The following is a 22,832-nucleotide window of genomic DNA, read 5'->3' on the forward strand; positions in this document are numbered from 1 at the left end:
TGCCACAATGGTCAGGATGGGTTGCAGATTCATCTCCCCGACGTCCTGTGCCCGACCTTATGGTGAATCCCTGGTTGCCGGCCGACCTCCGATCGCGGGAACTCGCTGGCGCCAACGAACCGCGGGCGCCTACCGCGACGCGCGAGCGGCCAGCCAGGCATCGAGCGCCTTTCGGGTGTCCTGTGTCGCCGCCATCCGCGCGAACTGCTCGCTTTCGATGGCGAGGCCCTCCGCGATCGAGACGTTCAGGCCCCGCGTGGCGGCCGTGATGACGCGGGCGACCGCCAGGTGGGAATGCCGCGCGATCCGATCCGCCAGCCCGAAGGCCGCGTCGAGAAGCTGTCCGTGCGGAACGACACGGTTGACCAATCCCAGCTCCACGGCGCGCTGTGGTGAAAAGGATTCCCCGGTCAAGAGGCATTCCAATGCCCGCTTGCGGCCGGCGAGCCGCGGCAAGCGCTGCGTGCCGCCGAAGGTCGGCGTGATCCCGATCGCGATCTCGGGCTTGGCGAAGCTCGCCCGTTCGCTGGCGATTGCCAGATGCACGGCTTCCGTGATCTCGCAGCCGCCGCCGAAGGCGATGCCGTTGACGGCGGCGATGATCGGCTTCGGAAATGATTCCATGCGCGCCGTCATCGCCTGCCCGCGTCGCACGAAATCCTTGACTGCAATGTCCGGCCCGAACCTCACGCTCTCGGAGAACTCGGCAATGTCGGCGCCCGCCGAGAAGGCGCGATCCCCGGCCCCGGTCAGAACCACCGCCCGGACATTCGCATCGTCCTCGATGCGGTCGAGGACGGCCATCAGGCGATCGATGAGCGCGTAGCTCAGTGCGTTGAGCTTGCTCGGGCGATTGAACGTCAGCAGCGCGACGGCGCCCCGCATCTCGATCAAGATCAAGTCGGACAATTTGCGGCTCCTTCCAGGTCGAACACGCAGGAAGTCAGCCACATCAAACTTGTCATGTATACTCACTAGGCAGTATACAAATGAGATGTCGGGAAGAGGCGATATAACGCGCCAGCAGATCGTCGTTGCGGCGACGCGCCTGTTCTATGGCGAAGGCATCAAGGCGGTCAGCATGGATGCGGTCGCCGAGAAGGCCGGCGTCACCAAGAAGACGCTCTATTATCACTTCGCCAGCAAGGACGAGCTCGTTGCGGAAACCATCGCGGCCCGGGACCAGCCGACGCTCGAACTCTACATGCGATGGTTCGCCGAGACCGACGGGAGCGTAGCCGACAAGATCCGCGGTCTCTTCGCCAAGCTCGGCCGCTCCGTGGATACGCCGCGCTGGCGGGGCTGCGGCTTCCTGCGCACGATCGCCGAGCTCGCCAACACGCCGGCCCATCCGGCCGTCAAGGCCGGCGCGGCACACAAGAAGCGCTTTGAAGCATGGCTTCAATCGGAGTTGCGAGATCACGGCGTGGCCGATGCAAGCGCGCTCGCGCGCCAGCTCGTCATCCTGCTCGATGGCGCCACGACCGTGATGCTGATCCATCGCGACCTGGACTATGTCGAGGCTGCAGGACAATTGGCGCGCGGCCTGGTCGAGCAGGCGGCAACCCGACCCGATTGAGGCAACCGTCGCGACGGCGACCTCACCAATTGTTGTCCGCCCCTGCTCCGCCTGCCAGCCATCCCGAAACATGGGTTGTGCACCGCAGCATCAACGATAGATAGATCGCTCAATTTCAGGGGTGAGCTTCTTGTCTGACGTCAATGCCGACGATTGGGTGTCTACCGGACACCGCCCGATGGGGTTTCCAGAATTCGTCATCGTGATCGCGTCCATCATGGCGCTGAATCCGCTTGCGATGGACATGATGCTGCCGGCCCTGCCTAATATCGGGGCAGCTTTCAAGATTCCCGTCGCGAACCATCTCCAGCTGGTGCTGTCGACTTTCCTGATCGGCTTCGGTGCCGGCCAGTTCGTCATGGGCCCCCTGTCGGACCGCTTCGGCCGCCGGCCGGTGCTGCTCGGCGGCATGGCCGTCTATGCAGTGGCAAGCGTGCTGGCGGTCGCAGCGCCCTCTTTCGAGACGCTGCTGCTGGCGCGCGCGCTGCAGGGGCTCGGTACCTCGGCGACCCGCGTGATTGCGACATCCATCGTGCGCGACTGCTATGTCGGCCGCCGCATGGCGAGCGTGATGTCGCTCGCGATGATGGTGTTCATCGCGGTGCCCGTGATCGCTCCCTCGTTCGGGCAGGCGGTGCTGCTGGTGACGGCGTGGCGCGGCATCTTCGTGGTGCTGATGCTCTACGGCCTGCTCGCGCTCGCATGGTGCGTGCTGCGGCTGCCTGAAACACTCCCCGAATCCGAACGCAGGTCGCTGGCGCCCGCCGACGTGCTCTCGGCCTTCCGGCAGACCGTGACCAATCGCCAGACCATCGGCTATGCGACGGCTGCCGGCAGCGTCATCGGCGCGCTGTTCGCCTATGTCTTCTGCGCCCAGCAGGTCTTCACCGGCATCTACCATCTCGGCCAATACTTCCCGCTCGCGTTCGCGGCGATCGCCGCCGGCACCGCCATCGCCGGTTTCCTCAACGCAAGGCTGGTCGGGCGACTCGGCATGCGCGCGATCTCGCACGGGGCGCTGACGCTCTATACGCTAGTGGCCGGCGTGATGCTGCTGACGGAAATCCTCGGCGTGCTGCCGCTCTCACTGTTCATGCTGCTCTCCGCCCTGATGATGTTCTCATTCGGCATGATGGTCGCCAACTTCACCGCGCTCGCCATGGAGCCGCAGGGACACATCGCCGGCACCGCCTCTTCGCTTTACGGCTCGATCACGACGCTGATCGGAATCGCGGTCGGCATGGCGATCGGCCAGAGCTTCGACGGCACGCTGCTGCCGTTCTCGGTCGGCTTCTTCCTGTCGACCCTCGCCGCACTCGGGATCGTGCTGGTGGTTGAGAAGGGCCGCCTGTTCAGGCCGCATCATCGTCCAGTCAACTGAGGAACATCCCGGAGCTCTCGATGTTGTACCGCAGCAATCGAGAGGATGCCGAGATGGAACAAGAGAGCAGACCCGATCACCCCGCGTGGGAGATCGAACGGCCGGCGTCACAGCAACGTCCTTCGCCCGGCGAGCGGCCGGACCCCAGCTTGCCATTCATGAGCGAAGGGCTCGAGCAGCTGCGCGACAGCCACTGCTAACAGAAGCTCCGTAACTATCGCCCAATAGAAAAGGCGCCGTGGGAGACCCACGGCGCCGCTCGCATTTCAGACGAAGGCTATTCCGACTTCTCGATATTCCAGAATACCGGGGTCGCCGGGCCGTCGAGCACACCCTTCAGTGACTTCTGCCAGGCGCTCGGGGCCTGATACTGGCCGAGCGGAATGTAGATGACCTGCTCCATGGCTTGCTTCTGAATGTCGGCTGCGATCTTCTTCTGCGCATCTGCTGACGAGGCGCGAACGAAAGCATCCTTGAGCTCTTCGATCTTGGCGTCTTCCGCCCAGCCGAACCAGCCGCCGTTCTTCCCGCGACCGCCAATCGAGACGTTGGCGATCGGATTCATCACGTCCGCGGCAACCCAGTTGGTGAAGAACATATTCCAGCCGCCCTCCTTCACCGGCTTCTGGCCGGCGCGGCGGGCAACCACGGTCTGCCAATCCGTTGCCTGGAGATCGACCTTGAAGCCGGCCTCGCGGAGCAGCTGCGCCGCGACGATCGGCTGCGCCTTCAGAGTGGTGACGTCGCCCGGTGCCATGATGGCGATCGGCGTGCCGTCATAGCCGGATTCCGCAAGCAGCTTCTTGGCCTCCGCCATGCCGCCGCCCTTCACCAAAGTATCCGAGCCGATCTCCGAGGCGAGCGGCGTGTCGCAGACAAAGAAGGCGCCGCAGATCTTGTAGAATTTCGGATTTCCGACAAGCGCATCCAACACGTCTTTCTGGTTCATCGCCAGAAGTGCAGCGCGGCGCACCTTGGGATTGTCGAAGGGAGGCAGCAGGAAGTTCATGCGGCCAAGCGTCTGGAAGCCGAACTTGTTCAGCACCTCGATCTTCAGGTCTTTGTTGCCCTCGAGGACCGGAAGCATGTCCCAGGGCACGTTCTCCATGAAATCGATATCGCCCGACTGCAGTGCGTTCACGGCGGTCTGCGAGTCCGGCATGGTAATCCACTCCACGCGGTCCACCTTCACAACCTTGCCGCCGGCGGTCCAGCTGGCCGGCGCGTTGCGCGGCACGTAGTCGGTGTTCTTGACATAGACCGCCTTCACGCCGGGCTGGAATTCACCCTGCACGAACTTGAACGGACCCGAGCCGATCTGCTCGGAAATCTGCTTGCCGGGCGGCGTTTCGGCGAGTCGCTTGGGCATCATGAACGGCACCAGCGACGAAGGCTTGGCGATGGATTCGAGCACCAGCCCGTAGGGCTCCTTCAGCTTGAGCACGATGGTCTTGGCATCGCTTGCCTCGATGCTCGCCGTGAAGTCCATGAGCTTCTGGCCCATGCCGTCATTCTTGCCCCAGCGCTTCAGCGAGGCGACGCAGTCTTCGGCCGTGACCGGCGCGCCGTCGTGCCACTTCAGGCCGTCGCGCAGGGTGAAGGTGTAGGTGAGCTTGTCGTCGGAGACCTTCCAGTCCGCCATCTGCGGCTGGACCTTGAAGCTTGAATCGGTGGCCAGCAGCGTGTCGTAGACCATATAGCCATGGTCGCGCGTGATGTAGGCCGTGGTGAAGATCGGGTCGATGATGCGGAGATCGGAATGCATCACGGCCGTAATGGTCTTCCCGGCGGCAAGCACGGGCGAGACCAGCGCGGTCGAAAGCGCGACGACCGACAGCGCAAGTTTGGAGGCGAATGCGCGAGGCCCCCGGCGCATGAAGTGAAACATAGAAAGTTCTCCTGACGTGAAACTGTTCAAAGGCAGGCTATTGGTTAAGCATGAGGTTCATTCGTTGGGCGAACTAACTTCATGCAATGCCTTTGTCTTTTCGAGACTTGCAGACCGTGCCGAGCGCGTCAATCCGGTTTCGTTGCAAGCCCTCGCGGCGCGCGCACGGGCTCCACAAAGATCGATTTAGCTCTACAACACCCTCCGCTTGTCCCGCCCCGCGCTGATGCAATGCGCGTTCCACCTTTCGAAGCTTGAGAGACATTAAGATGAATCCTGCCAATCTCCCCTTTGATTCCGAGGCAATGCTCGAGGGCCTGCGCGGCTGGGTCGAATGCGAGAGCCCGACCTGGGACGCAGGTGCGGTGGACCGCATGCTTGATATCGCAGCGCGGGATATGGCGATCATGGGTGCGACGATCGAACGCATCGCCGGCCGGCAGGGTTTTGGCGGCGTCATCCGCGCGCGCTTTCCCCATCCGAAGCAGGGCGAGCCGGGCATCCTGATCGCCGGGCACATGGATACCGTCCACCCGGTCGGCACCATCGAGAAGCTGAAATGGCGGCGCGAGGGTAACAAGTGCTACGGCCCCGGCATCTACGACATGAAGGGCGGCAACTACCTCTCGCTGGAAGCGATCCGGCAACTGGCGCGCGCCTCCTTCACCACGCCGCTGCCGATCACCGTGCTGTTCACGCCGGATGAGGAGGTCGGCACGCCTTCGACCCGCGACATCATCGAGGCTGAGGCCGCGCGCAACAAATACGTGCTGGTGCCGGAGCCCGGCCGTGCCGACAACGGCGTCACCACCGGACGCTACGCCATCGCACGCTTCAATCTCGAGGCGACGGGACGGCCGAGTCACGCCGGTGCCACGCTGTCGGCAGGACGCTCGGCGATCCGCGAGATGGCCCGGCAGATCCTCGCGATCGACGCAATGACGACGGAGGACTGCACCTTCTCGGTCGGTGTCGTCCACGGCGGACAATGGGTCAATTGTGTTGCCACGACCGCGACGGGCGAGGCGCTCTCCATGGCCAAGCGCCAGGCCGATCTCGACCGCGGCGTCGAGAGGATGCTTGCGCTTTCGGGCACCAACAACGACGTCGCCTTCAAGGTCACGCGCGGCGTCACGCGTCCGGTCTGGGAGCCGGATGCCGGCACCATGGCGCTCTATGAGAAGGCGCGCGGCATCGCGAAGTCTCTTGGCATGGAGTTGCCACATGCAAGCTCGGGCGGTGGCTCCGACGGCAACTTCACCGGTGCCATGGGAATCCCGACGCTCGATGGTCTCGGCGTGCGCGGCGGCAATGGCCACACGCTCGAAGAGTTCATCGAGGTCGAGAGCCTGGTGGAGCGCGGCCGGTTGATGGCCGGGCTGCTGGCGACGTTAGAATAAATTGAATCAACTTTGCACTGCACAATGCATTGGCAGTCGCGGTCGAAATTTAGCCTTGTCTAAAAATGAGGCGTATCGTACTGCTCGGCCGTCCACGCGACGATGCGGGAGAGATCGCGACGAAGGTTCTAAGCCTTCGTTGCGGCGCCGACGGAGCAACCGCCCCGGAAACTCTCAGGCAAAAGGACCGTTTCGTCAGGACGATCTGGAGAGAGGCGGCGCGATTTCAGGCAATCGCGACGTCCACCGAAGGGGATAGTCCGTTGCGAGATCCGCAGCGGATCAAGCTCTCAGGTAACCGTGACAGATGGGGCGCCGCCAACGGCCTTTCGGCCGGCGGTTAGCCGACTCTAAACACGGGAGCCCCGAACCTCATCATGACTCATCTCGCCATCATCGGCGCCGGCATTACCGGCGTCACGACCGCCTATGCCCTGCTCGAACGCGGCTACAAGGTGACGGTGCTCGACAGGCACCGCTACGCTGCGATGGAGACGTCCTTTGCGAATGGCGGACAGCTCTCCGCCAGCAATGCCGAGGTGTGGAACAGCACCGCGACGATCCTGAAGGGCCTGCGCTGGATGTTTCGGCGCGACGCGCCGCTGCTGATGAACCCGCGGCCGAACTGGCACAAATATTCGTGGATGAGCGAGTTCGTCGCCAATATCGGCAACTACCGGTCCAACACGATCGAGACCACGCGGCTCGCGATCGAAGCGCGCCGGCACCTGTTCGACATCGCGTCGCGCGAGGGCATCGACTTCGATCTCGAACGCCGCGGCATCCTCCACATCTATCGCGACAAGGCCGGCTTCGAATCCGGTCTGCGCGTCAACGCGCTGCTGCAGGAAGGCGGCCTCGACCGCCGCCCGGTGACTCCGGACGAGATCCGCGCGATCGAGCCGACGCTGCGCAACGACTATTATGGCGGCTTCTACACGCCGTCGGATGCCACCGGCGATATCCACAAGTTCACCCGCGGGCTGGCGGAAGCCTGCAAGCGGCGCGGCGCGACCTTCGTTCACGAAGCCAACATCGATTCGATCGCACGTGCCGGCAGCGGCTTCGTCATCGGCTGGGCCGATCTCGCCGCGAGCGATGCCGGCGCGTCGGCCCGCGGCATGCTGAAGGCGGACGGCGTCGTGGTCTGCGCGGGCGTTGCGAGCCGGCACTTCGCCGCCCTGCTCGACGAGCGCGTCAACGTCTATCCGGTGAAGGGCTACTCGATCACCGTGCAGCTCGACACCGCCGAAAGCCGCAACGCCGCCCCGACGGTCAGCCTGCTCGACGAGGCCGCCAAGATCGTCACCAGCCGGCTCGGCGCCGACCGCTTTCGCGTCGCCGGCACCGCCGAGTTCAACGACTTCAACCGCGACATCCGCGCCGACCGCGTGCAGCCGCTGATCGACTGGGTGCGCATCAACTTCCCCGCGGTCGAGACCTCGCGCGTCGTGCCGTGGGCCGGGCTGCGCCCGATGATGCCGAACATGATGCCGGTCGTGCGCGCAGGGCGGATACCGGGGGTCTTCTTCAACACCGGCCACGGCCATCTCGGCTGGACTTTATCGGCGGCGACGGCGCAGATGATTGCCCAGACCATCGACGGTTGGCGCGGACTCAACGCGCCGCCGACGGTACCTTCACTTGGGGTTGAGCGTGAACTACGGCAGGCATCCTGAGTGGCCGGCGCCCGAGACATGCCGTCCTCTTGCTCCAGCGCAAGCCTTGGCACACAATTTGCCCGAGAGGGCGGCGTGTCCGGGCGACCTTTCCAGCCTATGTGGTAGGCATGATAGACACGACAGAGTTCACAGGCGCCCCAGGGCCCCACAAGTTCCGCAGCCGGAGATAGGTGCATGCTAGGTTATCTTGTTCGCCGCGTTCTGGCCGCGGTACCCGTGATGGGCGTGGTCGCCCTGTTCGTGTTCCTGCTGCTGCGGCTGACGCCGGGCGATCCCGCGGCGATTCTCGCCGGCGACAACGCAACGCCGGAACGGCTCGAGCGCATCCGCACCTCGCTCGGCCTCAACGAGCCTCTGATCGTGCAGTTCGTCACCTGGGTGAACAAGCTGCTGCACGGCGACCTCGGGACTTCGCTGATCTCCAACCTGCCGGTGATGAAGATGATCGGCCAGCGCGTCGAGCCGTCGATCTCGATTGCGCTTTCGACCATCATCCTCGCCGTGATCGTCGCCGTCCCCTTGGGGGTGATCGCGGCCTGGAAGCACGGCACCTGGATCGATCGCTTCGTGATGGGTCTGTCCGTGCTCGGTTTCTCGGTGCCGGTGTTCGTGGTCGGCTATGTGCTGATCCAGGTCTTCGCCATCGAACTGCGCTGGGTGCCGGTGCAAGGCTTCCGCAGCATCTTTAGCGGCTTCGGGCCGTTCTTCGAGCGCATCATCCTGCCGACCTGCGCCCTCTCCTTCATCTACATCGCGCTGATCGCCCGCATGACGCGCGCGGCGATGCTCGACGTGCTCGGCGAGGACTATGTGCGCACGGCGCGCGCAAAAGGCATCAACGAGGTTGCGGTGATGATGCGCCATGCGCTGCGCAACGCGGCGGTGCCCGTGATCACCGTGATCGGCACCGGCTTCGCGCTGCTCATCTCCGGCGTGGTCGTCACCGAGAGCGTGTTCAACATACCCGGCATCGGCCGCCTCACCGTGGATGCGGTGTTGGCGCGCGATTATCCGGTGATCCAGGCGATGATCCTCCTGACATCGTTCATCTACGTCGTCGTCAATCTTCTCATCGACGTCGCCTATACCCTGCTCGATCCCCGGATCCGGTACTGAGGCAAGGATTAAGAACACAATGTCCGTCGATACCCTTCCCCAGTCCTCCATTCCGATCACGTCGCCGCTGCGGCCGCGATTCGGATTCCTCACCTCGACGCCGATCATCGCCGCGGCGACGGTCCTGCTCACCTTGATCGTGGTGGTCTCGATCCTCGCGCCGCTGATCGCGCCGCATGATCCGATCCAGCTCGCACCGTCGCAGCGGCTCAAGCCGTCCTCCGCACAATTCCTGCTCGGCACCGACGCCTACGGCCGCGACCTGTTGTCGCGCGTGATCTATGGCGGCCGCATCTCGCTTCTGATCGGCATCGGCGCGGCGATCCTGTCGATCGCCATCGGGCTCGCGATCGGGCTCGTCTCCGGCTTTTTCAAGCTGGTCGATTCGATCCTGATGCGCGTCATGGACGGCCTGATGGCGATGCCGAGCATCCTGCTCGCGATCGCCGTCGTGTCGCTGTCCGGCGCCAGCCTCTGGACCGTGCTGATCGCAATCACGATTCCGGAGATCCCGCGCGTGGCGCGTCTGGTGCGCTCGGTCGTGCTCTCGGCACGCGAGGAGCCTTACGTCGAAGCCGCGATCTCGGTCGGCTCCAGCCTGCCGAAAATCATGCTGCGGCACCTGATGCCGAATACCATCGCGCCGCTGATCGTCCAGGGCACCTATGTCTGCGCGAGCGCCATCCTCACCGAAGCCATCCTCTCCTTCCTCGGCGCCGGCATCTCGCCGGAGACGCCGACCTGGGGCAACATCATGGCCGAGGGCCGCCAGTACTTCCAGATCAAGCCGTCGCTGATCTTCTGGCCCGGTCTTTTGCTCTCGATCGCCATCCTCAGCATCAACCTGATCGGCGACGCCGCCCGCGATGCACTTGATCCGCGCATGAAGCAGCGGGAGGCAAAGTGATTTGTCTCGCGGCCCTGCCCCCTTGTCCGTCCTTGCGAGCGAAGCGAAACAATCCAGTCTGCATCCGCGGATGGGCTCCGGATTGCTTCGTCGCTTCGCTCCTCGCAATGACGTCGGAGTGACCTGATGACCAACACCGTCCTCGACATCAACAACCTCGTCGTCTCCGTCGGCAAGAAGCCGGGCGGGCCGAAGATCATCGACGGGATCTCGATCCAGGTTCGCGAGCGCGAGACGCTGTGCCTCGTCGGCGAGAGCGGCTCGGGCAAATCGGTGACGTCGCTCACCACGATGGGCCTGCTGCCGAAGGGAACGCTGGTTCCCACCGGCGGCAGCATCAAGCTGGTCGGCGAGGAGCTGCTCACCGCGACCGACCGCCGCCTGCGCCAGCTCCGTGCCACGCAGATGGCCATGATCTTCCAGGAGCCGATGACCGCGCTCAATCCGGTGGTGCCGGTCGGCCGCCAGATCGACGAAGTGCTGCGCGCGCATACGGATCTCGACGCGAAGGCGCGCAAGAAGCGCATTCTCGACATGATGGAGCAGGTCCACCTGCCCCAGGTCGAGCGCATCTTCGCCTCCTACCCGCACCGGCTCTCCGGCGGCCAGCGCCAGCGCATCATGATCGCGATGGCGCTGGTGCTGGAGCCGAAGCTGCTGATCGCCGACGAGCCGACCACCGCGCTCGACGTCACCACTCAGAAGCAGATCCTGAGCCTGATCCGCGAATTGCAGCGCGATCACGGCACCGCCGTGCTGTTCATCACTCACGACATGGGCGTGGTTGCCGAAATAGCCGACCGCGTCGCGGTGATGCGGCAGGGCCGCCTGGTCGAGACCGGTCCGCTCGAGACCATTCTGCGCAATCCGACCATGGAATACACCCGCAACCTGCTCGCGTCGGTGCCGAGCCTGGTGCCGCGTGCGCCGCGCGAGGAGAGCCGCGACCCCGTGGTGCTGGAGGCCAACGAGCTCACCAAGGTCTACAAGGAGCGCGCCTTCTTCGGCAAAGGCCGCGAGGTCGTCGCCGCCGACAAGGTCACGCTGACGCTGCGCAAGGGCCGCACCCTCGGCATCGTCGGCGAAAGCGGCTCGGGCAAATCGACGGTGGCACGCTGCATCGTGCGCCTGATCGATCCGACCTCCGGCGGCGTGCGCCTGGCCGGCCGCGAGATCGCCGACATCTCGCGCCGTCTGCTCCAGCCGCACCGGCAGAAGATCCAGATCGTGTTCCAGGATCCCTATCGCTCGCTCAACCCGCGGGTCACCGTCGGCGAGAGCATCGCGGAAGGTCCGATCAACTACGGCGCGGCGCACGCTGACGCAATGAAGCGGGCGCGCGAGCTGCTCGAGCTGGTCGGCCTGCCCGCCGATGCCGTGTCGCGCTATCCACACCAATTCTCCGGCGGCCAGCGCCAGCGCATCGCGATCGCCCGCGCGCTCGCCCTCGATCCGGACGTGCTGGTCGCGGACGAAGCGGTCTCCGCGCTCGACGTTTCCGTGCAGGCGCAGGTGCTGGAACTGCTCGACGAGATCCAGAAGCGGCTCGGCATCGCCATCCTGTTCATCACCCATGATCTGCGCGTCGCCGCGCAGATCTGCGACGAAGTGGTGGTGATGCAGCACGGCCGCGTCGTCGAACAGGGCCCCGCCGGGGAAGTGCTGACGCATCCGAAGGAGGCCTACACCAAGGCGCTGCTGGACGCCGCGCCGGGCCGCAACTGGGACTTTGCCAATTTCCGGCCGGTGGCCGAGAGCGTGGTGGCGAGCGCGTAAAATCTCCCCTCCGTCATTCCGGGACATCGCGAAGCGATGAGCTTTGGTGTGCAATTGCGCACCATGGTTCGCGCCCAAGTAGGCGCGCCCCGGAATGACAGCGCAGCAGCATTCCCAAAACGTCTTGACCCTATGCATGGCGCGATTGCTTCCCAGCTTGCCCTCGTCGCAATGCCGGGGCTAACGTCGCGCACTTTCAATCTAGGACCGAACTGAATGACACGTATCGCCGTCGGCGGCTTCCTGCACGAGACCAACACCTTCGCTCCAACCAAGGCCACATTCGCGGACTTCCAGCATGGCGGCGGCTGGCCGGCGATGACCCAAGGTGCCGACGTCTTGAAGGTGATGCGGCGCATCAATGTCGGTCTCGCCGGCTTCGTCGACAGCGCCGAGGCGAACGGCTGGGAACTCGTTCCGACCATCGCCTGCGGAGCAAGCCCGTCGGCTCATGTCACCGAGGACGCTTTCGAGCGCATCGTCAAAGCGATGGTCGACGGGATAGCAGCCGCAGGACCTGTCGACGCGGTCTATCTCGACCTGCACGGCGCCATGGTCACCGAGCATCTCGACGACGGCGAAGGCGAGATCCTGGCGCGCGTGCGCCGCGTCATCGGCAAGGACGTTCCGCTGGTCACCAGTCTCGACCTGCATGCCAACGTTACCCCCGAGATGATGGAGCATGCCGACGCTTTGATCGCCTACCGCACCTATCCGCACGTCGACATGGCAGAGACCGGCCGTGCCTGTGCACGGCACCTGGCCCTGCTGCTGAAGACGAAGCAGCGCTTCGCGAAAGCATTCCGGCAATTGCCGTTCCTGATCCCGATCAGCTGGCAGTGCACCAATGACCAGCCGACCAAAGGCATCTACGAGAAACTCGCCGCGCTGGAAGGGGACGCGGTTCCGACACTGTCTTTCGCGCCCGGCTTCCCGGCCGCGGATTTCCGCGATTGCGGGCCGAGCGTGTTCGCCTATGGCAAGACGCAGGCGGACGCCGACCGCGCAGCCGATGCGATCGTGAAGCTGATCGAGAGCCACGAGGACGATTTCGACGGCAAGATCTGGTCGCCCGACGACGGCGTGCGTCACGCCATGGAACTCTCGAGGAACGCCAGCAAGCCAATCATCATCGCCGATACCCAGGACAATCCCGGCGCAGGCGGAGATTCGGACACGACGGGCATGCTGCGAGCGCTGGTGCGCAACAACGCGAGCGCTGCGACGGGCGTCATCTACGATCCGGAGTCGGCGAAAGCTGCGCACGAAGCCGGCGCCGGCGCCGCGGTAACACTCTCGCTCGGCGGCAAGTCCGGCATTCCCGGCGACGAACCCTATACCGAGACCTTCGTCGTCGAGAAGCTCTCCGACGGCCGGTTCATCGCGCCCGGTCCCTATTATGGCGGCCGCGAGATGGAGATGGGCCCCTCGGCGTGCCTGCGCATCGGCGATGTCCGCGTCGTCGTCTCCTCGCACAAGGCGCAGCTCGCCGACCAGGCGATGTACCGCTATGTCGGGATCGAGCCGACCGCGCAGAAGATCCTGGTCAACAAGAGCTCGGTGCATTTCCGCGCCGATTTCGAACCGATCGCGGAGAAGCTGATGATCTGCGCCGCGCCCGGCGCGATGCCGGCGGACACCGCTTCCCTGCCCTGGACGCGCCTGCGCCCGGGCATCCGCATCAAGCCGAACGGCCCTGTTTTCACGCCTCCCTCACGCTAACTGGACAGACCCTATGCCCACGATCGACCGCATCGACGGTTACGCCGACGAACTCACCGCTATCAGGCGCGACCTCCACGCCCATCCCGAGATCGGCTTCGAGGAAGTGCGCACCTCCGGCATCGTCGCCGACAAGCTCAAGAGCTGGGGCATCGAAGTGCATCGAGGTCTCGGCGGCACCGGCGTGATCGGCGTCATCAGGGGCAAGGGTTCGGGCAGCAAGCGCATCGGGCTGCGCGCCGACATGGACGCGCTGCCGATGGAAGAAAACACCAACCTGAAATGGAGCTCGAAAATCCCGGGCCGCTTCCACGGCTGCGGGCATGACGGCCACACCACCATGCTGCTCGGCACCGCACGCTACCTCGCAGAGACCAGAAACTTCGACGGCACCGTGCACCTGATCTTCCAGCCTGCCGAGGAAGGCCTCGGCGGCGCCCGCGCGATGATCAAGGACGGGTTGTTCGAGAAGTTCCCCTGCGACGAACTCTATGGCCTGCACAACGCGCCCGACCTCAACCATGGCGAGATCGCGATCCTGCCCGGCCCGGCGATGGCCGGCGCGGACTTCTTCGATCTGCGCATCACCGGCTATGGCGCGCATGGCGCGATGCCCGAGCGCTCCAAGGATGCCGTGATCATCGCAACGACGCTGGCGCAGGCGATCCAGACCATCGTCAGCCGCAACGTCGACCCGCTGCAGGCCGCCGTCATCTCGATCACCCAGATCCATGCCGGCTCGGCCTACAACGTCATTCCGGGCGATGCGCATCTGTGCGGCACCATCCGGACCTTCTCGAACGAAGTCCGCGCCATGATCAGCGAGCGCATCCGCACGATCTGCGCAGGCATCGCGAGCGCCTATCAGTGCGCGATCGACGTGGACATCCGCGACACGTTCGGGGTGCTGGTCAACCAGGTCGAGCAGTCCAAGGTGGTTGAGGAGGTCGCCCGCACCATCGTCGATCCCGCCAACGTGATCACCCGCACCCAGCCGAAGATGGGCAGCGAGGACTTTGCCGACATGCTGCAGACCATCCCCGGCGCCTATTTCTGGGTCGGCCATGACGGCTCGGTGCCCGTGCACAATCCCGGCTTCGTGCTCGACGACAAGATCCTGCCGATCGGCGCCAGCATGTTCGCCCGCATCGTCGAGACGCGCATGCCGGTGGGCGGCAATGCCTAAGAAGAGCGCCGAAGAGGCGGTCACCTCGCTGCACGATCTCTCCGCCGTCGATCTGATCGCGGGCTATCGCGCCAAGCAATTCTCGCCGAGCGAGGTGCTGGAGGACGTGCTCGCGCACGTCGCTGCGTGGGAACCTCACCTCAAGGCGCTCTATGCATTCGATCCCGACGGCGCGCGCGAGGCCGCAAAGGCCTCGACCGCGCGCTGGAGCGGCGGCGAGCCGTCGGGTGCGCTCGATGGCGTCCCGGTCACGGTGAAGGACAACATCGCGACCAAGGGCGTGCCGGTGCCGCTGGGCGCGGCCAGCGTCAAGCTCGTGCCGGCGGAGAAGGACGCCCCGCCTGCCGCGCGCCTGCGCGAGGCCGGCGCCATCATCTTCGCCAAGACCACCATGCCGGATTACGGCATGCTGTCCTCCGGTCTCTCCAGCTTCCACGCGCTGGCGCGTAACCCCTGGGACCTCTCCAAGAATCCCGGCGGCTCCAGCGCGGGCGCAGGCGCCGCCGCGGCCGCCGGCTATGGCCCGCTCCATCTCGGCACGGACATCGGCGGCTCGGTGCGCCTGCCCGCTGGCTGGTGCGGTCTCGTCGGCCTCAAGCCGAGCTTCGGACGCGTGCCGATCGATCCCAGCTATGTCGGTCGCGTTGCCGGCCCGATGACGCGCACGGTTGATGATTGCGCCCTGATGATGAGCGTGATCGCAAAGCCCGACCGGCGCGACGGCATGAGCCTGCCGGCCGAGCCGCTCAACTGGAAGGGCCTCGAGAAGTCGCCGCGGAAACTGCGCATCGGCCTGATGCTCGATGCCGGATGCGGGTTGCCGCCGGAGAAAGCGGTGGGCGAGGTCGCGGTGAAGGCGGCTGAGGCGTTCGAGTCGGCAGGCAGCGTCGTCACCGAAATCGACGGCATTCTCACGCGGGACATGCTCGACGGGCTCGACAATTTCTGGCGCGCGCGGATGTGGGACGACCTGTCCAAGCTGACCCCGGCAGAGCAGGCCAAGGTGCTGCCCTATATCTTCAAATGGGGCGAGTCCGGAGCCAAGCTCTCGGGCATCGACGTCATCCGCGGCTTCAACCAGACCATGGCGATCCGCGCTGCTGCGGCGAAGCTCTTTTGCGAGCTCGACTATGTGATCTCGCCGACCGCACCGAACGTGAACTATCCGGCGGAATGGGCCTCGCCCACCAACGATCCGATGAAGCCGTTCGAGCACATCGCCTATACCGTGCCGTGGAATATGTCGGAAAACCCTGCAATCTCCGTCAACGGTGGCTTCGACGCCAACGGCTTTCCGATCGGCGTGCAGATCGTCGGCCGCCGCTTCGACGATATCGGCGTCCTCGGCATGGCCAAGGCGTTCGAGGGCCTGCGGGGGCCGCAGCGGGCTTGGCCGAAGCCGCCTGCACACAAGACGCCGTACTAGCGTCACAGCACAACTCGTCATGCGCGGGCTCGACCCGCGCATCCATCGCCCTCAAAAAAGATGGATTGCCGGGTCAAGCCCGGCAATGACAGAATTGACTCAAGGAATGACAAGGAAGGAAACACCATGGCGTATGAGACGATCAAATACGAGGTCGCCGAGCAGATCCTCACCATCACGCTGAACCGGCCCGACAAGCTCAACGCCTTCAACGCACAGATGCAGGCCGAGCTGATCGACGCGTTCGATGCCGCGGACAAGGACGACGATATCCGGGCCATTATCGTCACCGGTGCCGGCCGCGGTTTTTGCGCGGGCGCCGACCTCTCCTCCGGCGCCGACACGTTCGATCGCGATGCGCGACGTGGGCCGGTGAAGCGCCTCCCCGACGGCAAGGTCGATTACAGCGATCCGCAGGTCCGCGACGGCGGCGGCCAGGTGACGCTGCGCATCTTCAAATGCCTGAAGCCGGTGATCGCCGCGGTGAACGGACCAGCGGTCGGCATCGGCGTCACCATGCAGCTTGCGATGGACATCCGCATTGCCTCCGAAGCCGCACGGTTCGGGTTTGTGTTCTCCCAGCGCGGCATCGTGCCCGAGGCGGCCTCGAGCTGGTTCCTGCCTCGGATCGTCGGCATCTCGCAGGCGCTCGAATGGTGCTATTCGGGCCGCGTCTTCCCGGCGCAGGAAGCTCTTGCCGGTCGTCTCGTCAGCAAGGTCGTGGCCCCCGATGATTTGCTGCCGACGGCGCGCGCGCTCGCCAAGGAGTTCGCCGCGAAGACCGCGCCGGTTTCGGTGGCGCTGATCCGGCAGATGATGTGGCGCATGATGGGCGCCGACGATCCGATGGAGGCCCACAAGGTCGACAGCCGCGGCATCTACGCGCGCGGCCGTTCGGACGACGTGAAGGAAGGTGTGGTGTCCTTCCTGGAGAAGCGTCCCGCACAGTTCAAGAACAAGGTGTCGACGGACATGCCGGACTATTTCCCGTGGTGGACGGAGCGGGAGTACAAGTGAGGCGGAGCGTCATCCCGGGGCTCGCGAAGCGAGAACCCGGGATCGCGAGAATCCGGGTTCGATGCTCCGCATCGCCCCGGAATGACGCTGGTAGAAACTAATCCATCACCAGCGCCACACGCCCGATCGCCTTGCGGTCGAGCAGCAGCCGCATGGCCTTTGCATAGTCCGCCAGCGGCAGGCGGTGTGAGACGTTGGGACGCAGCTTGCCCTCCTCCGCCCATTGCAAGAGCGCCTTCAGGCGTATCTCGCCGAGCTCCGGGTTCTTCCGCACGGCTTCGCCGGCGCGCACGCCGAGCACACTGGCACCCTTGATCAGCAACAGATTGGTCCTGGCCGAACCGATGCCGCCGGTGAAACCGATCACCAGCAGCCGCGCGCCCCAGGCGATGCAGCGCATCGAATCCTCAAAGACCTGGCCGCCGACCGGATCGAACACCACGTCCGCCCCGCGACCCTCGGTGATGCGCTTGACCGCATCGCGAAACGGCTCGCGATCGTAGCGGACGAGATGATCCGCACCGCGCGACTTCGCGATCGCCAGCTTCTCGTCGCTGGAGGCCGTTGCGATCACGGTCGCGCCCAGCATCTTGCCGACCTCGACCGCGGCAAGCCCGACGCCGCCGCCGGCGCCGTGCACCAGCAGCACCTCGCCCGGCTCGAGCCGGCCACGATCGATCAGCGCATGATAGGCGGTGCCGTGGCCCGCGAGATAGGTCGCAGCTTCCGCGTAATCGAAGGTGGACGGCATCGGCGTAAGCTGCGCCGGCGAGGCCACAGCCTCGTCGGCGAATGCACCATGGCGCATCTTGACGATCACCTTGTCGCCGACCGCAACGCCCGTTGCCTCCTGCCCGACCTCGGTGACATCGCCTGCAGCTTCCATGCCCGGGGTGAACGGCAACTCCGGCTTGAGCTGATATTCGCCGGCCGCCATCAGCACGTCAGGGAAATTCAATCCGGCCGCCCGGATCGCGACACGCACCTCGCCCGGCTTCAAGGCACGCGACGGAAACTCCTCCAGCCGCAGCGTCTCGGGCGCACCAAGCTCACGGCAAACGACAGCACGCACCATCAGGCCGCGCTCGCCTTGCTGCGCATGAGCGCCTCGCGGATCAACGGCAGCCGATCGTTGCCGAAGTACATGTCGGTCTTGTTCACGAAGATCGTCGGCGAACCGAAGCCGCCGCGCGCCACGACTTCTTCCGTATTGGCCTTGAGCTGGTCCTTGATGCCTTGCTCAGCAATGCCGGCGAAGAATCTTACCTCGTCGATGCCGACCTTCTTGCAGATCCCGGCGAGCACCGCGTCCTGCGAAATGTCCTTGTCCTCGCCCCAATAGGCTTCGAACACCGCCGTCGCAAACGGCACCGTGTCTTTGCCCAGCCAAATGCAGCCGCGCATCGCCTTCACGCTGTTCACCGGGAATACCGTCGGCGGCATCTTGATCGACAGGCCGGCCGAGCGCGCCCAATCCTGAAGATCCTTCGTCATGTAGCGCGCCTTGAGCGGCACCGGCTTCTCGCGCTGCGCATAGACGCTCGGATTGACCGTGTTGAAGATGCCGCCCACCAGGATCGGCCGCCAGACGATCTCCGCGCCGAGCTCCTTGGCGAGCGGCTGGATGTTGTGAAAGGCGAGATAAGTCCAGGGACTGGAACAGTCGAAGAAGAATTCGATCATGGCGTTTCCTTGTTGCGTTATTGGCACTCTTCTCGTCATTGCGAGCGCAGCGGAGCAATCCAGAGTGTCGCCCCGGAAGATTCTGGATTGCTTCGTCGCAAGGGCTCCTCGCAATGACGGGCGTGGCGAGCGGTCTACTTCTTTCCCAGCACTTCCTTAGCCCGTTGCCCGAACATGATCTTGCGTGATTCTTCGTCGAACGGCTCTTTCACGAACTTGCCGATCGCGAGCCCCGCCTGCACCTGCGGTCTCGCGCGGACCGCGGCATACCAACGCTTCACGTTTGGATAGTCATCGAGCGTGAAGCCTTGCGCCTTGTGAGTCATGGCCCACGGAAAGCAGGCGATGTCGGCGATGGAATAGTCGCCGGCGACATAGCTACCGGTCTTGCCGAGCTGCCGGTCAAGAACCCCATACAGACGGGCCGACTCGTCGCGATACCGCGTGATCGCGTAAGGGATTTTCTCTGCGGCGTAGAGGGCAAAATGCCCGTGCTGGCCGAGCATCGGTCCCAGCCCCGCCATCTGCCACATCACCCACTGGATGGTGGCAGAACGCCCGCGCAGGTCCGCCGGCAAGAACCGTCCGGTCTTTTCAGCGAGATAGATCAGGATCGCACCGGTCTCAAAGGCCGAAAACGGAGCACCGCCGTCGGCGGGATCGTGATCGACGATCGCCGGGATGCGATTGTTCGGGGAGATCGCGAGGAACTCGGGGCTGAACTGCTCGCCAGCGCGGATGTTGACAGGCTTCACGCTGTAGGGAAGCCCGAGCTCCTCCAACATGATGGAGATTTTCCAGCCGTTCGGCGTCGGTGCGTAATAGAGATCGATCACGGCCCTTTCCATCGGCCTTTCCCGGGCCTTCCCTATCGTCGTCTCCGAATGGAGAGCGACTTTCGTTGTTCTGTACCTAGAGGTTAAGTCATGGCAGGAAGAGGCGCAACACAACCTGCCGGGAGGGCCGCCATGCTGTTTCCAACCACGATCGCCGGCTCCCTGCCGAAGCCGGAATGGCTGGCGGAGCCGAACATGCTGTGGGCGCCCTGGAAGTCCGACGGCGACGAGCTGCTCCGGGCCAAGCGCGATGCGACCTTGATCTGGCTGAAGATCCAGGAAGACGCCGGCATCGACATCGTCACCGAGGGCGAGCAGGCCCGACAGCATTTCGTCCACGGTTTCCTGGAGAGGATCGAGGGCATCGATTTCGCCCACAAGGTCGAGATGGGCATCCGAAACGACCGCTACAAGGCAATGGTGCCGCAGGTGGTCGCTCCGCTCCGGCTCAAGGGACGCGTGCACGCCTTCGAGGCGCGCGTGGCGCGCACGCACACCAGGAACAAGCTGAAATTCACCCTGCCCGGCCCAATGACAATCATCGACACGATTGCCGATCGCTATTATGGCGACCGCGTGAAGATGGCCTTCGCCTTCGCCGAGCTTCTCAACGAGGAGGCCAAGGCATTGCAGGCCGACGGCGTCGATCTCGTGCAGTTCGACGAGCCCGCCTTCAACGTCTACATGGACGAGGTCAACGACTGGGGCATCAAGGCGCTGGAACGCGCCGCGCAGGGCCTGACCTGCGCCACCGCGGTGCACATCTGCTACGGCTACGGCATCAAGGCCAACACCGACTGGAAGGAGACACTCGGCAGCCAATGGCGGCAGTACGAGCAGATCTTCCCGGCGATCGACGCGAGCCCGATCCAGCAGGTCGCGATCGAGTGCCGCAATTCCAAGGTGCCGCTGGACCTGCTGGCGCTGCTCAAGACCAAGATCGTGCAGGCCGGCGTGATCGACGTCGCCAGCGACACGGTGGAGACCGCCGAGGACGTCGTGAAGGTGATCGACGCGGTGTCGCAATTCGTGCCCAAGAGCAACATCATCGCCACCACCAATTGCGGCATGGCGCCGATGCGGCGGGAGATCGCAGAAGCCAAGCTGATGGCGCTCGGCGCCGGCGCCGCGCTGGCACGCGAGAAGCTGGGGTGACGGCGGCGATCCGCAGATCGCCCTGCCAGTTAGTCCAGAGCGGTCGGATGCAGCGCCGGCTGATATCCAGCATTGAGCGCGCGGAGTGTGGAGGGTGGCGTCAGCAGCATCGGGCCCTCCAGCTCGTACTCCACGCGGGCATAGCCGGCCGGCGACCATAGCAGCGGCCGGCCTCTCGTCATCAGAAAGCTCTGCTCACCCTGCTGCACCATCGCGCCATCGGGCAGTTCTGCAAGCTGCACCGGCAGCGCATGCAGGCGCTTGCGACCATGATGCAGCCGCTCCAGGTGCAGCTGCGCGTCCATCGCCTTTGCGCTCACCTTGCTCGCGCCATTGCCCCTCTCCCATGCCGCGCGGAAGCGATTGGCATCGTCACGGCGGCAGAAGAAGCACGGACGGTGTCCCGCGGCAAAGGCGGTGGCCTCGTCGAGGAAGAACAGCTCGGTCCAGCTCCGCCGCGCCATCACCGGGCGCCGCCAGCCGCGGAATTCACACAGGCATGTAATCCACGCCGGCGACGACCAGCGCTTGTTCAGCAGTGTCTTCGTCGCGGGATCATGGATGATACCGCGATTGCCGGTGAACAGGCCGCGATGCGGCGTGGCGATGATCTCGCCGGTGGGCGTGACGCGGTTTTGCAGGGGGCGGGTAGCGAATGGCGAATTGCGAATTGGGGATTCACTACTCACCATTCCCTACTCGCTAGTCACCATTCGCGCTCAGTCAGGCCGCGCCATCGCGCAGCGGCGGGTGGTAGGACAGCGCGGTGTCCCAGGGGAAGAAGATCCAGGTGTCCTGCGAGACTTCGGTGATGAAGGTATCGACCAGCGGGCGCCCCTTCGGTTTGGCGTAGACCGTGGCGAAGTGCGCGTCCGGCAGTATCTCGCGCACCAGTCTGCCGGTCTTGCCGGTGTCGACGAGGTCGTCGACGATCAGAAGCCCCTTGCCGGTGCCCTCGCCGAGCTTCATCACCGCGTCGGAAATGCCCTTGAGGACCTGGAGCTCGCCCTGCTTGTCGTGATCATAGCTGGCGATGCAGACCGTATCGATCACGCGCAGGCCGAGCTCGCGCGCCACGATCGCCGCCGGCACCAGGCCGCCACGGGTGATCGCGATCACCGCATGGAAAGGGCCGACCTCGTTGAGCCGCCACGTCAGCGCGCGGCAATCGCGGTGGAACTGGTCCCACGAGACCGGGAAGGGCCTGCCCGCCCGCTCCTGCGCGCTCGGTTCCGGTGCTTCGCCAGCCATTGTCGTCTCCTGCTGCGTCTGCCGGTGCTAGCGCGAGACGTTCAATCCTGCCAGCATTTCCTTCACAGCAGTCATTGCCGCTGCCAGCCTCTCCGGATCGCGCGAGCGCACCACCAGATTGGTGTTCGGCTTCTGCTCCTCGTCCATGAAGGGGTAGCTGCCGATGATGGTGTCGGGATGGGCGGCGGCAATCGCCCGCAGAGGCCCGCCGATGTCGCCCTCCCGCGCATTGGCGCGGACCGATTCGGAGAGCATCCGCACGCCTGACTTCAGCTTGGGCGCGACGATGTCCATCATCGCCTGCATGATCGAGGGCACGCCGGCCATGACGATGACATTGCCGATCTTGAAGCCGGGAGCGAGAATCGTCGCGCTCTGGATCAGCTCGGCCCCGTCGGGGATGCGGGCCATGCGCAGGCGGGCTTCGTTGAGGTCCTGCTCGCTCCAGCGCTCGCGGAAACGGGCGACGACCTCCGGGTGATGGTCGATCCGGACCCCGAACGCTTTGGCGACCGCGTCGGCGGTGATGTCGTCATGGGTCGGACCGATGCCGCCGGTAGTGAAGACGTAGGTGTAGCGATGCCGCAATGCGTCCAGCGCGGCAATGATGTCTGCCTCGTCATCGGAGACGACCCGGACCTCCTTCAGATCGATGCCGATATTGGTTAGGTATTCGGCGATGAACCCAATGTTCTTGTCCTTGGTCCGGCCCGACAGGATTTCGTCCCCAATGACCAGAATGCCCGCCGTGACGATGTCGCTCATGCCTTAAATCCCTCACCTGTGACGCCGACTTTGCCGAGGTAACGCCTTGAAGTCACGCGGTT

20 protein-coding genes and 2 riboswitches are annotated in these 22,832 nt (G+C 64.7%); of the genes, 12 read left to right on the plus strand and 8 right to left on the minus strand.

Going from position 1 to position 22,832, the window contains the following annotated elements:
- Nucleotides 1–129 precede the first annotated feature (129 nt).
- A complete protein-coding gene (locus ASG57_RS33860; RefSeq protein WP_057199037.1) occupies nt 130–909 on the minus strand; it encodes a crotonase/enoyl-CoA hydratase family protein in 780 nt (259 codons plus the stop codon).
- A gap of 85 nt (nt 910–994) precedes the next feature.
- On the opposite strand from ASG57_RS33860, the gene ASG57_RS33865 reads away from it, so the two are divergent.
- Both ASG57_RS33865 and ASG57_RS33870 read left to right on the plus strand, forming a co-directional pair.
- Entirely contained in the window at nt 995–1,579 is a 585-nt protein-coding gene (locus ASG57_RS33865) for a TetR/AcrR family transcriptional regulator (protein ID WP_024340770.1), read from the plus strand.
- A gap of 130 nt (nt 1,580–1,709) precedes the next feature.
- Nucleotides 1,710–2,960: a multidrug effflux MFS transporter gene (locus ASG57_RS33870; RefSeq protein WP_057199094.1), complete on the plus strand. Its 1,251-nt coding sequence runs from the start codon at nt 1,710–1,712 to the stop codon at nt 2,958–2,960.
- Nucleotides 2,961–3,237: 277 nt separating this feature from the next.
- Here ASG57_RS33870 and ASG57_RS33880 read toward each other — a convergent pair whose 3' ends face one another.
- Complete coding sequence (locus ASG57_RS33880) at nt 3,238–4,848, minus strand: ABC transporter substrate-binding protein (RefSeq protein WP_057199038.1); 1,611 nt, start codon at nt 4,846–4,848, stop codon at nt 3,238–3,240.
- Nucleotides 4,849–5,117: 269 nt separating this feature from the next.
- On the opposite strand from ASG57_RS33880, the gene ASG57_RS33885 reads away from it, so the two are divergent.
- The 9 genes from ASG57_RS33885 (at nt 5,118) to ASG57_RS33930 (ending at nt 17,080) form a co-directional block, all read left to right on the plus strand.
- On the plus strand, nt 5,118–6,248 hold the full coding sequence (locus tag ASG57_RS33885; RefSeq protein ID WP_057199039.1) for a M20/M25/M40 family metallo-hydrolase: 1,131 nt from the start codon (nt 5,118–5,120) through the stop codon (nt 6,246–6,248).
- Nucleotides 6,249–6,343: 95 nt separating this feature from the next.
- A riboswitch (glycine riboswitch) is annotated at nt 6,344–6,448 on the plus strand.
- A 3-nt stretch (nt 6,449–6,451) separates the two neighbouring features.
- A riboswitch (glycine riboswitch) is annotated at nt 6,452–6,557 on the plus strand.
- 68 nt (nt 6,558–6,625) lie between these two features.
- Nucleotides 6,626–7,927 (plus strand): D-amino acid dehydrogenase, encoded by a 1,302-nt coding sequence (locus ASG57_RS33895; protein WP_057199041.1) that lies wholly within the window; start codon nt 6,626–6,628, stop codon nt 7,925–7,927.
- A gap of 177 nt (nt 7,928–8,104) precedes the next feature.
- Nucleotides 8,105–9,046, plus strand: coding sequence for an ABC transporter permease (locus ASG57_RS33900; RefSeq protein WP_024340776.1), 942 nt, complete (start codon nt 8,105–8,107; stop codon nt 9,044–9,046).
- A gap of 19 nt (nt 9,047–9,065) precedes the next feature.
- The gene (locus ASG57_RS33905) at nt 9,066–9,953 is read left to right on the plus strand and encodes an ABC transporter permease (RefSeq protein WP_024340777.1); all 888 of its coding nucleotides are present in this window, start codon (nt 9,066–9,068) and stop codon (nt 9,951–9,953) included.
- Nucleotides 9,954–10,079: 126 nt separating this feature from the next.
- Nucleotides 10,080–11,729, plus strand: a complete 1,650-nt coding sequence (locus ASG57_RS33910) for an ABC transporter ATP-binding protein (protein ID WP_057199042.1) — start codon at nt 10,080–10,082, stop codon at nt 11,727–11,729.
- A 216-nt stretch (nt 11,730–11,945) separates the two neighbouring features.
- Nucleotides 11,946–13,451, plus strand: a complete 1,506-nt coding sequence (locus ASG57_RS33915; protein WP_024340779.1) for a M81 family metallopeptidase — start codon at nt 11,946–11,948, stop codon at nt 13,449–13,451.
- Nucleotides 13,452–13,464: 13 nt separating this feature from the next.
- Nucleotides 13,465–14,637 carry a M20 aminoacylase family protein gene (locus ASG57_RS33920; RefSeq protein ID WP_057199043.1) on the plus strand — a complete coding sequence of 391 codons (1,173 nt, stop codon included), beginning with the start codon at nt 13,465–13,467 and terminating at the stop codon, nt 14,635–14,637.
- Nucleotides 14,630–16,063 (plus strand): amidase, encoded by a 1,434-nt coding sequence (locus ASG57_RS33925; RefSeq protein ID WP_057199044.1) that lies wholly within the window; start codon nt 14,630–14,632, stop codon nt 16,061–16,063. Before ASG57_RS33920 ends, ASG57_RS33925 begins: the two co-directional genes overlap by 8 nt.
- Nucleotides 16,064–16,189: 126 nt before the next feature.
- Entirely contained in the window at nt 16,190–17,080 is an 891-nt protein-coding gene (locus tag ASG57_RS33930) for a crotonase/enoyl-CoA hydratase family protein (protein ID WP_024340782.1), read from the plus strand.
- Nucleotides 17,081–17,177: 97 nt separating this feature from the next.
- Here the strand turns inward: ASG57_RS33930 and ASG57_RS33935 are convergent, their stop codons facing one another.
- From ASG57_RS33935 to ASG57_RS33945, 3 genes are all read right to left on the minus strand, one after another.
- On the minus strand, nt 17,178–18,155 hold the full coding sequence (locus tag ASG57_RS33935) for an NADPH:quinone oxidoreductase family protein (protein ID WP_057199045.1): 978 nt from the start codon (nt 18,153–18,155) through the stop codon (nt 17,178–17,180).
- Nucleotides 18,155–18,763 (minus strand): 2-hydroxychromene-2-carboxylate isomerase, encoded by a 609-nt coding sequence (locus ASG57_RS33940; protein WP_057199046.1) that lies wholly within the window; start codon nt 18,761–18,763, stop codon nt 18,155–18,157. Before ASG57_RS33940 ends, ASG57_RS33935 begins: the two co-directional genes overlap by 1 nt.
- A gap of 134 nt (nt 18,764–18,897) precedes the next feature.
- Entirely contained in the window at nt 18,898–19,599 is a 702-nt protein-coding gene (locus ASG57_RS33945; RefSeq protein ID WP_024340785.1) for a glutathione S-transferase N-terminal domain-containing protein, read from the minus strand.
- Nucleotides 19,600–19,731: 132 nt separating this feature from the next.
- On the opposite strand from ASG57_RS33945, the gene ASG57_RS33950 reads away from it, so the two are divergent.
- Nucleotides 19,732–20,754: a methionine synthase gene (locus tag ASG57_RS33950; protein WP_024340786.1), complete on the plus strand. Its 1,023-nt coding sequence runs from the start codon at nt 19,732–19,734 to the stop codon at nt 20,752–20,754.
- Between the two features lie 29 nt (nt 20,755–20,783).
- On the opposite strand, the gene ASG57_RS33955 is transcribed toward ASG57_RS33950, so the two are convergent.
- The 3 genes from ASG57_RS33955 to ASG57_RS33965 are packed head-to-tail and all read right to left on the minus strand — an operon-like array spanning nt 20,784 to nt 22,770.
- Nucleotides 20,784–21,446, minus strand: a complete 663-nt coding sequence (locus ASG57_RS33955; protein ID WP_024340787.1) for a hypothetical protein — start codon at nt 21,444–21,446, stop codon at nt 20,784–20,786.
- 31 nt (nt 21,447–21,477) lie between these two features.
- Complete coding sequence (gpt, locus tag ASG57_RS33960) at nt 21,478–22,005, minus strand: xanthine phosphoribosyltransferase (RefSeq protein ID WP_024340788.1); 528 nt, start codon at nt 22,003–22,005, stop codon at nt 21,478–21,480.
- A gap of 27 nt (nt 22,006–22,032) precedes the next feature.
- Nucleotides 22,033–22,770: a competence/damage-inducible protein A gene (locus tag ASG57_RS33965; RefSeq protein ID WP_024340789.1), complete on the minus strand. Its 738-nt coding sequence runs from the start codon at nt 22,768–22,770 to the stop codon at nt 22,033–22,035.
- Nucleotides 22,771–22,832 lie beyond the last annotated feature (62 nt).

Origin of the sequence: Bradyrhizobium sp. Leaf396 (assembly GCF_001424605.1) — a bacterium.
Lineage (GTDB): Bacteria > Pseudomonadota > Alphaproteobacteria > Rhizobiales > Xanthobacteraceae > Bradyrhizobium > Bradyrhizobium japonicum_C.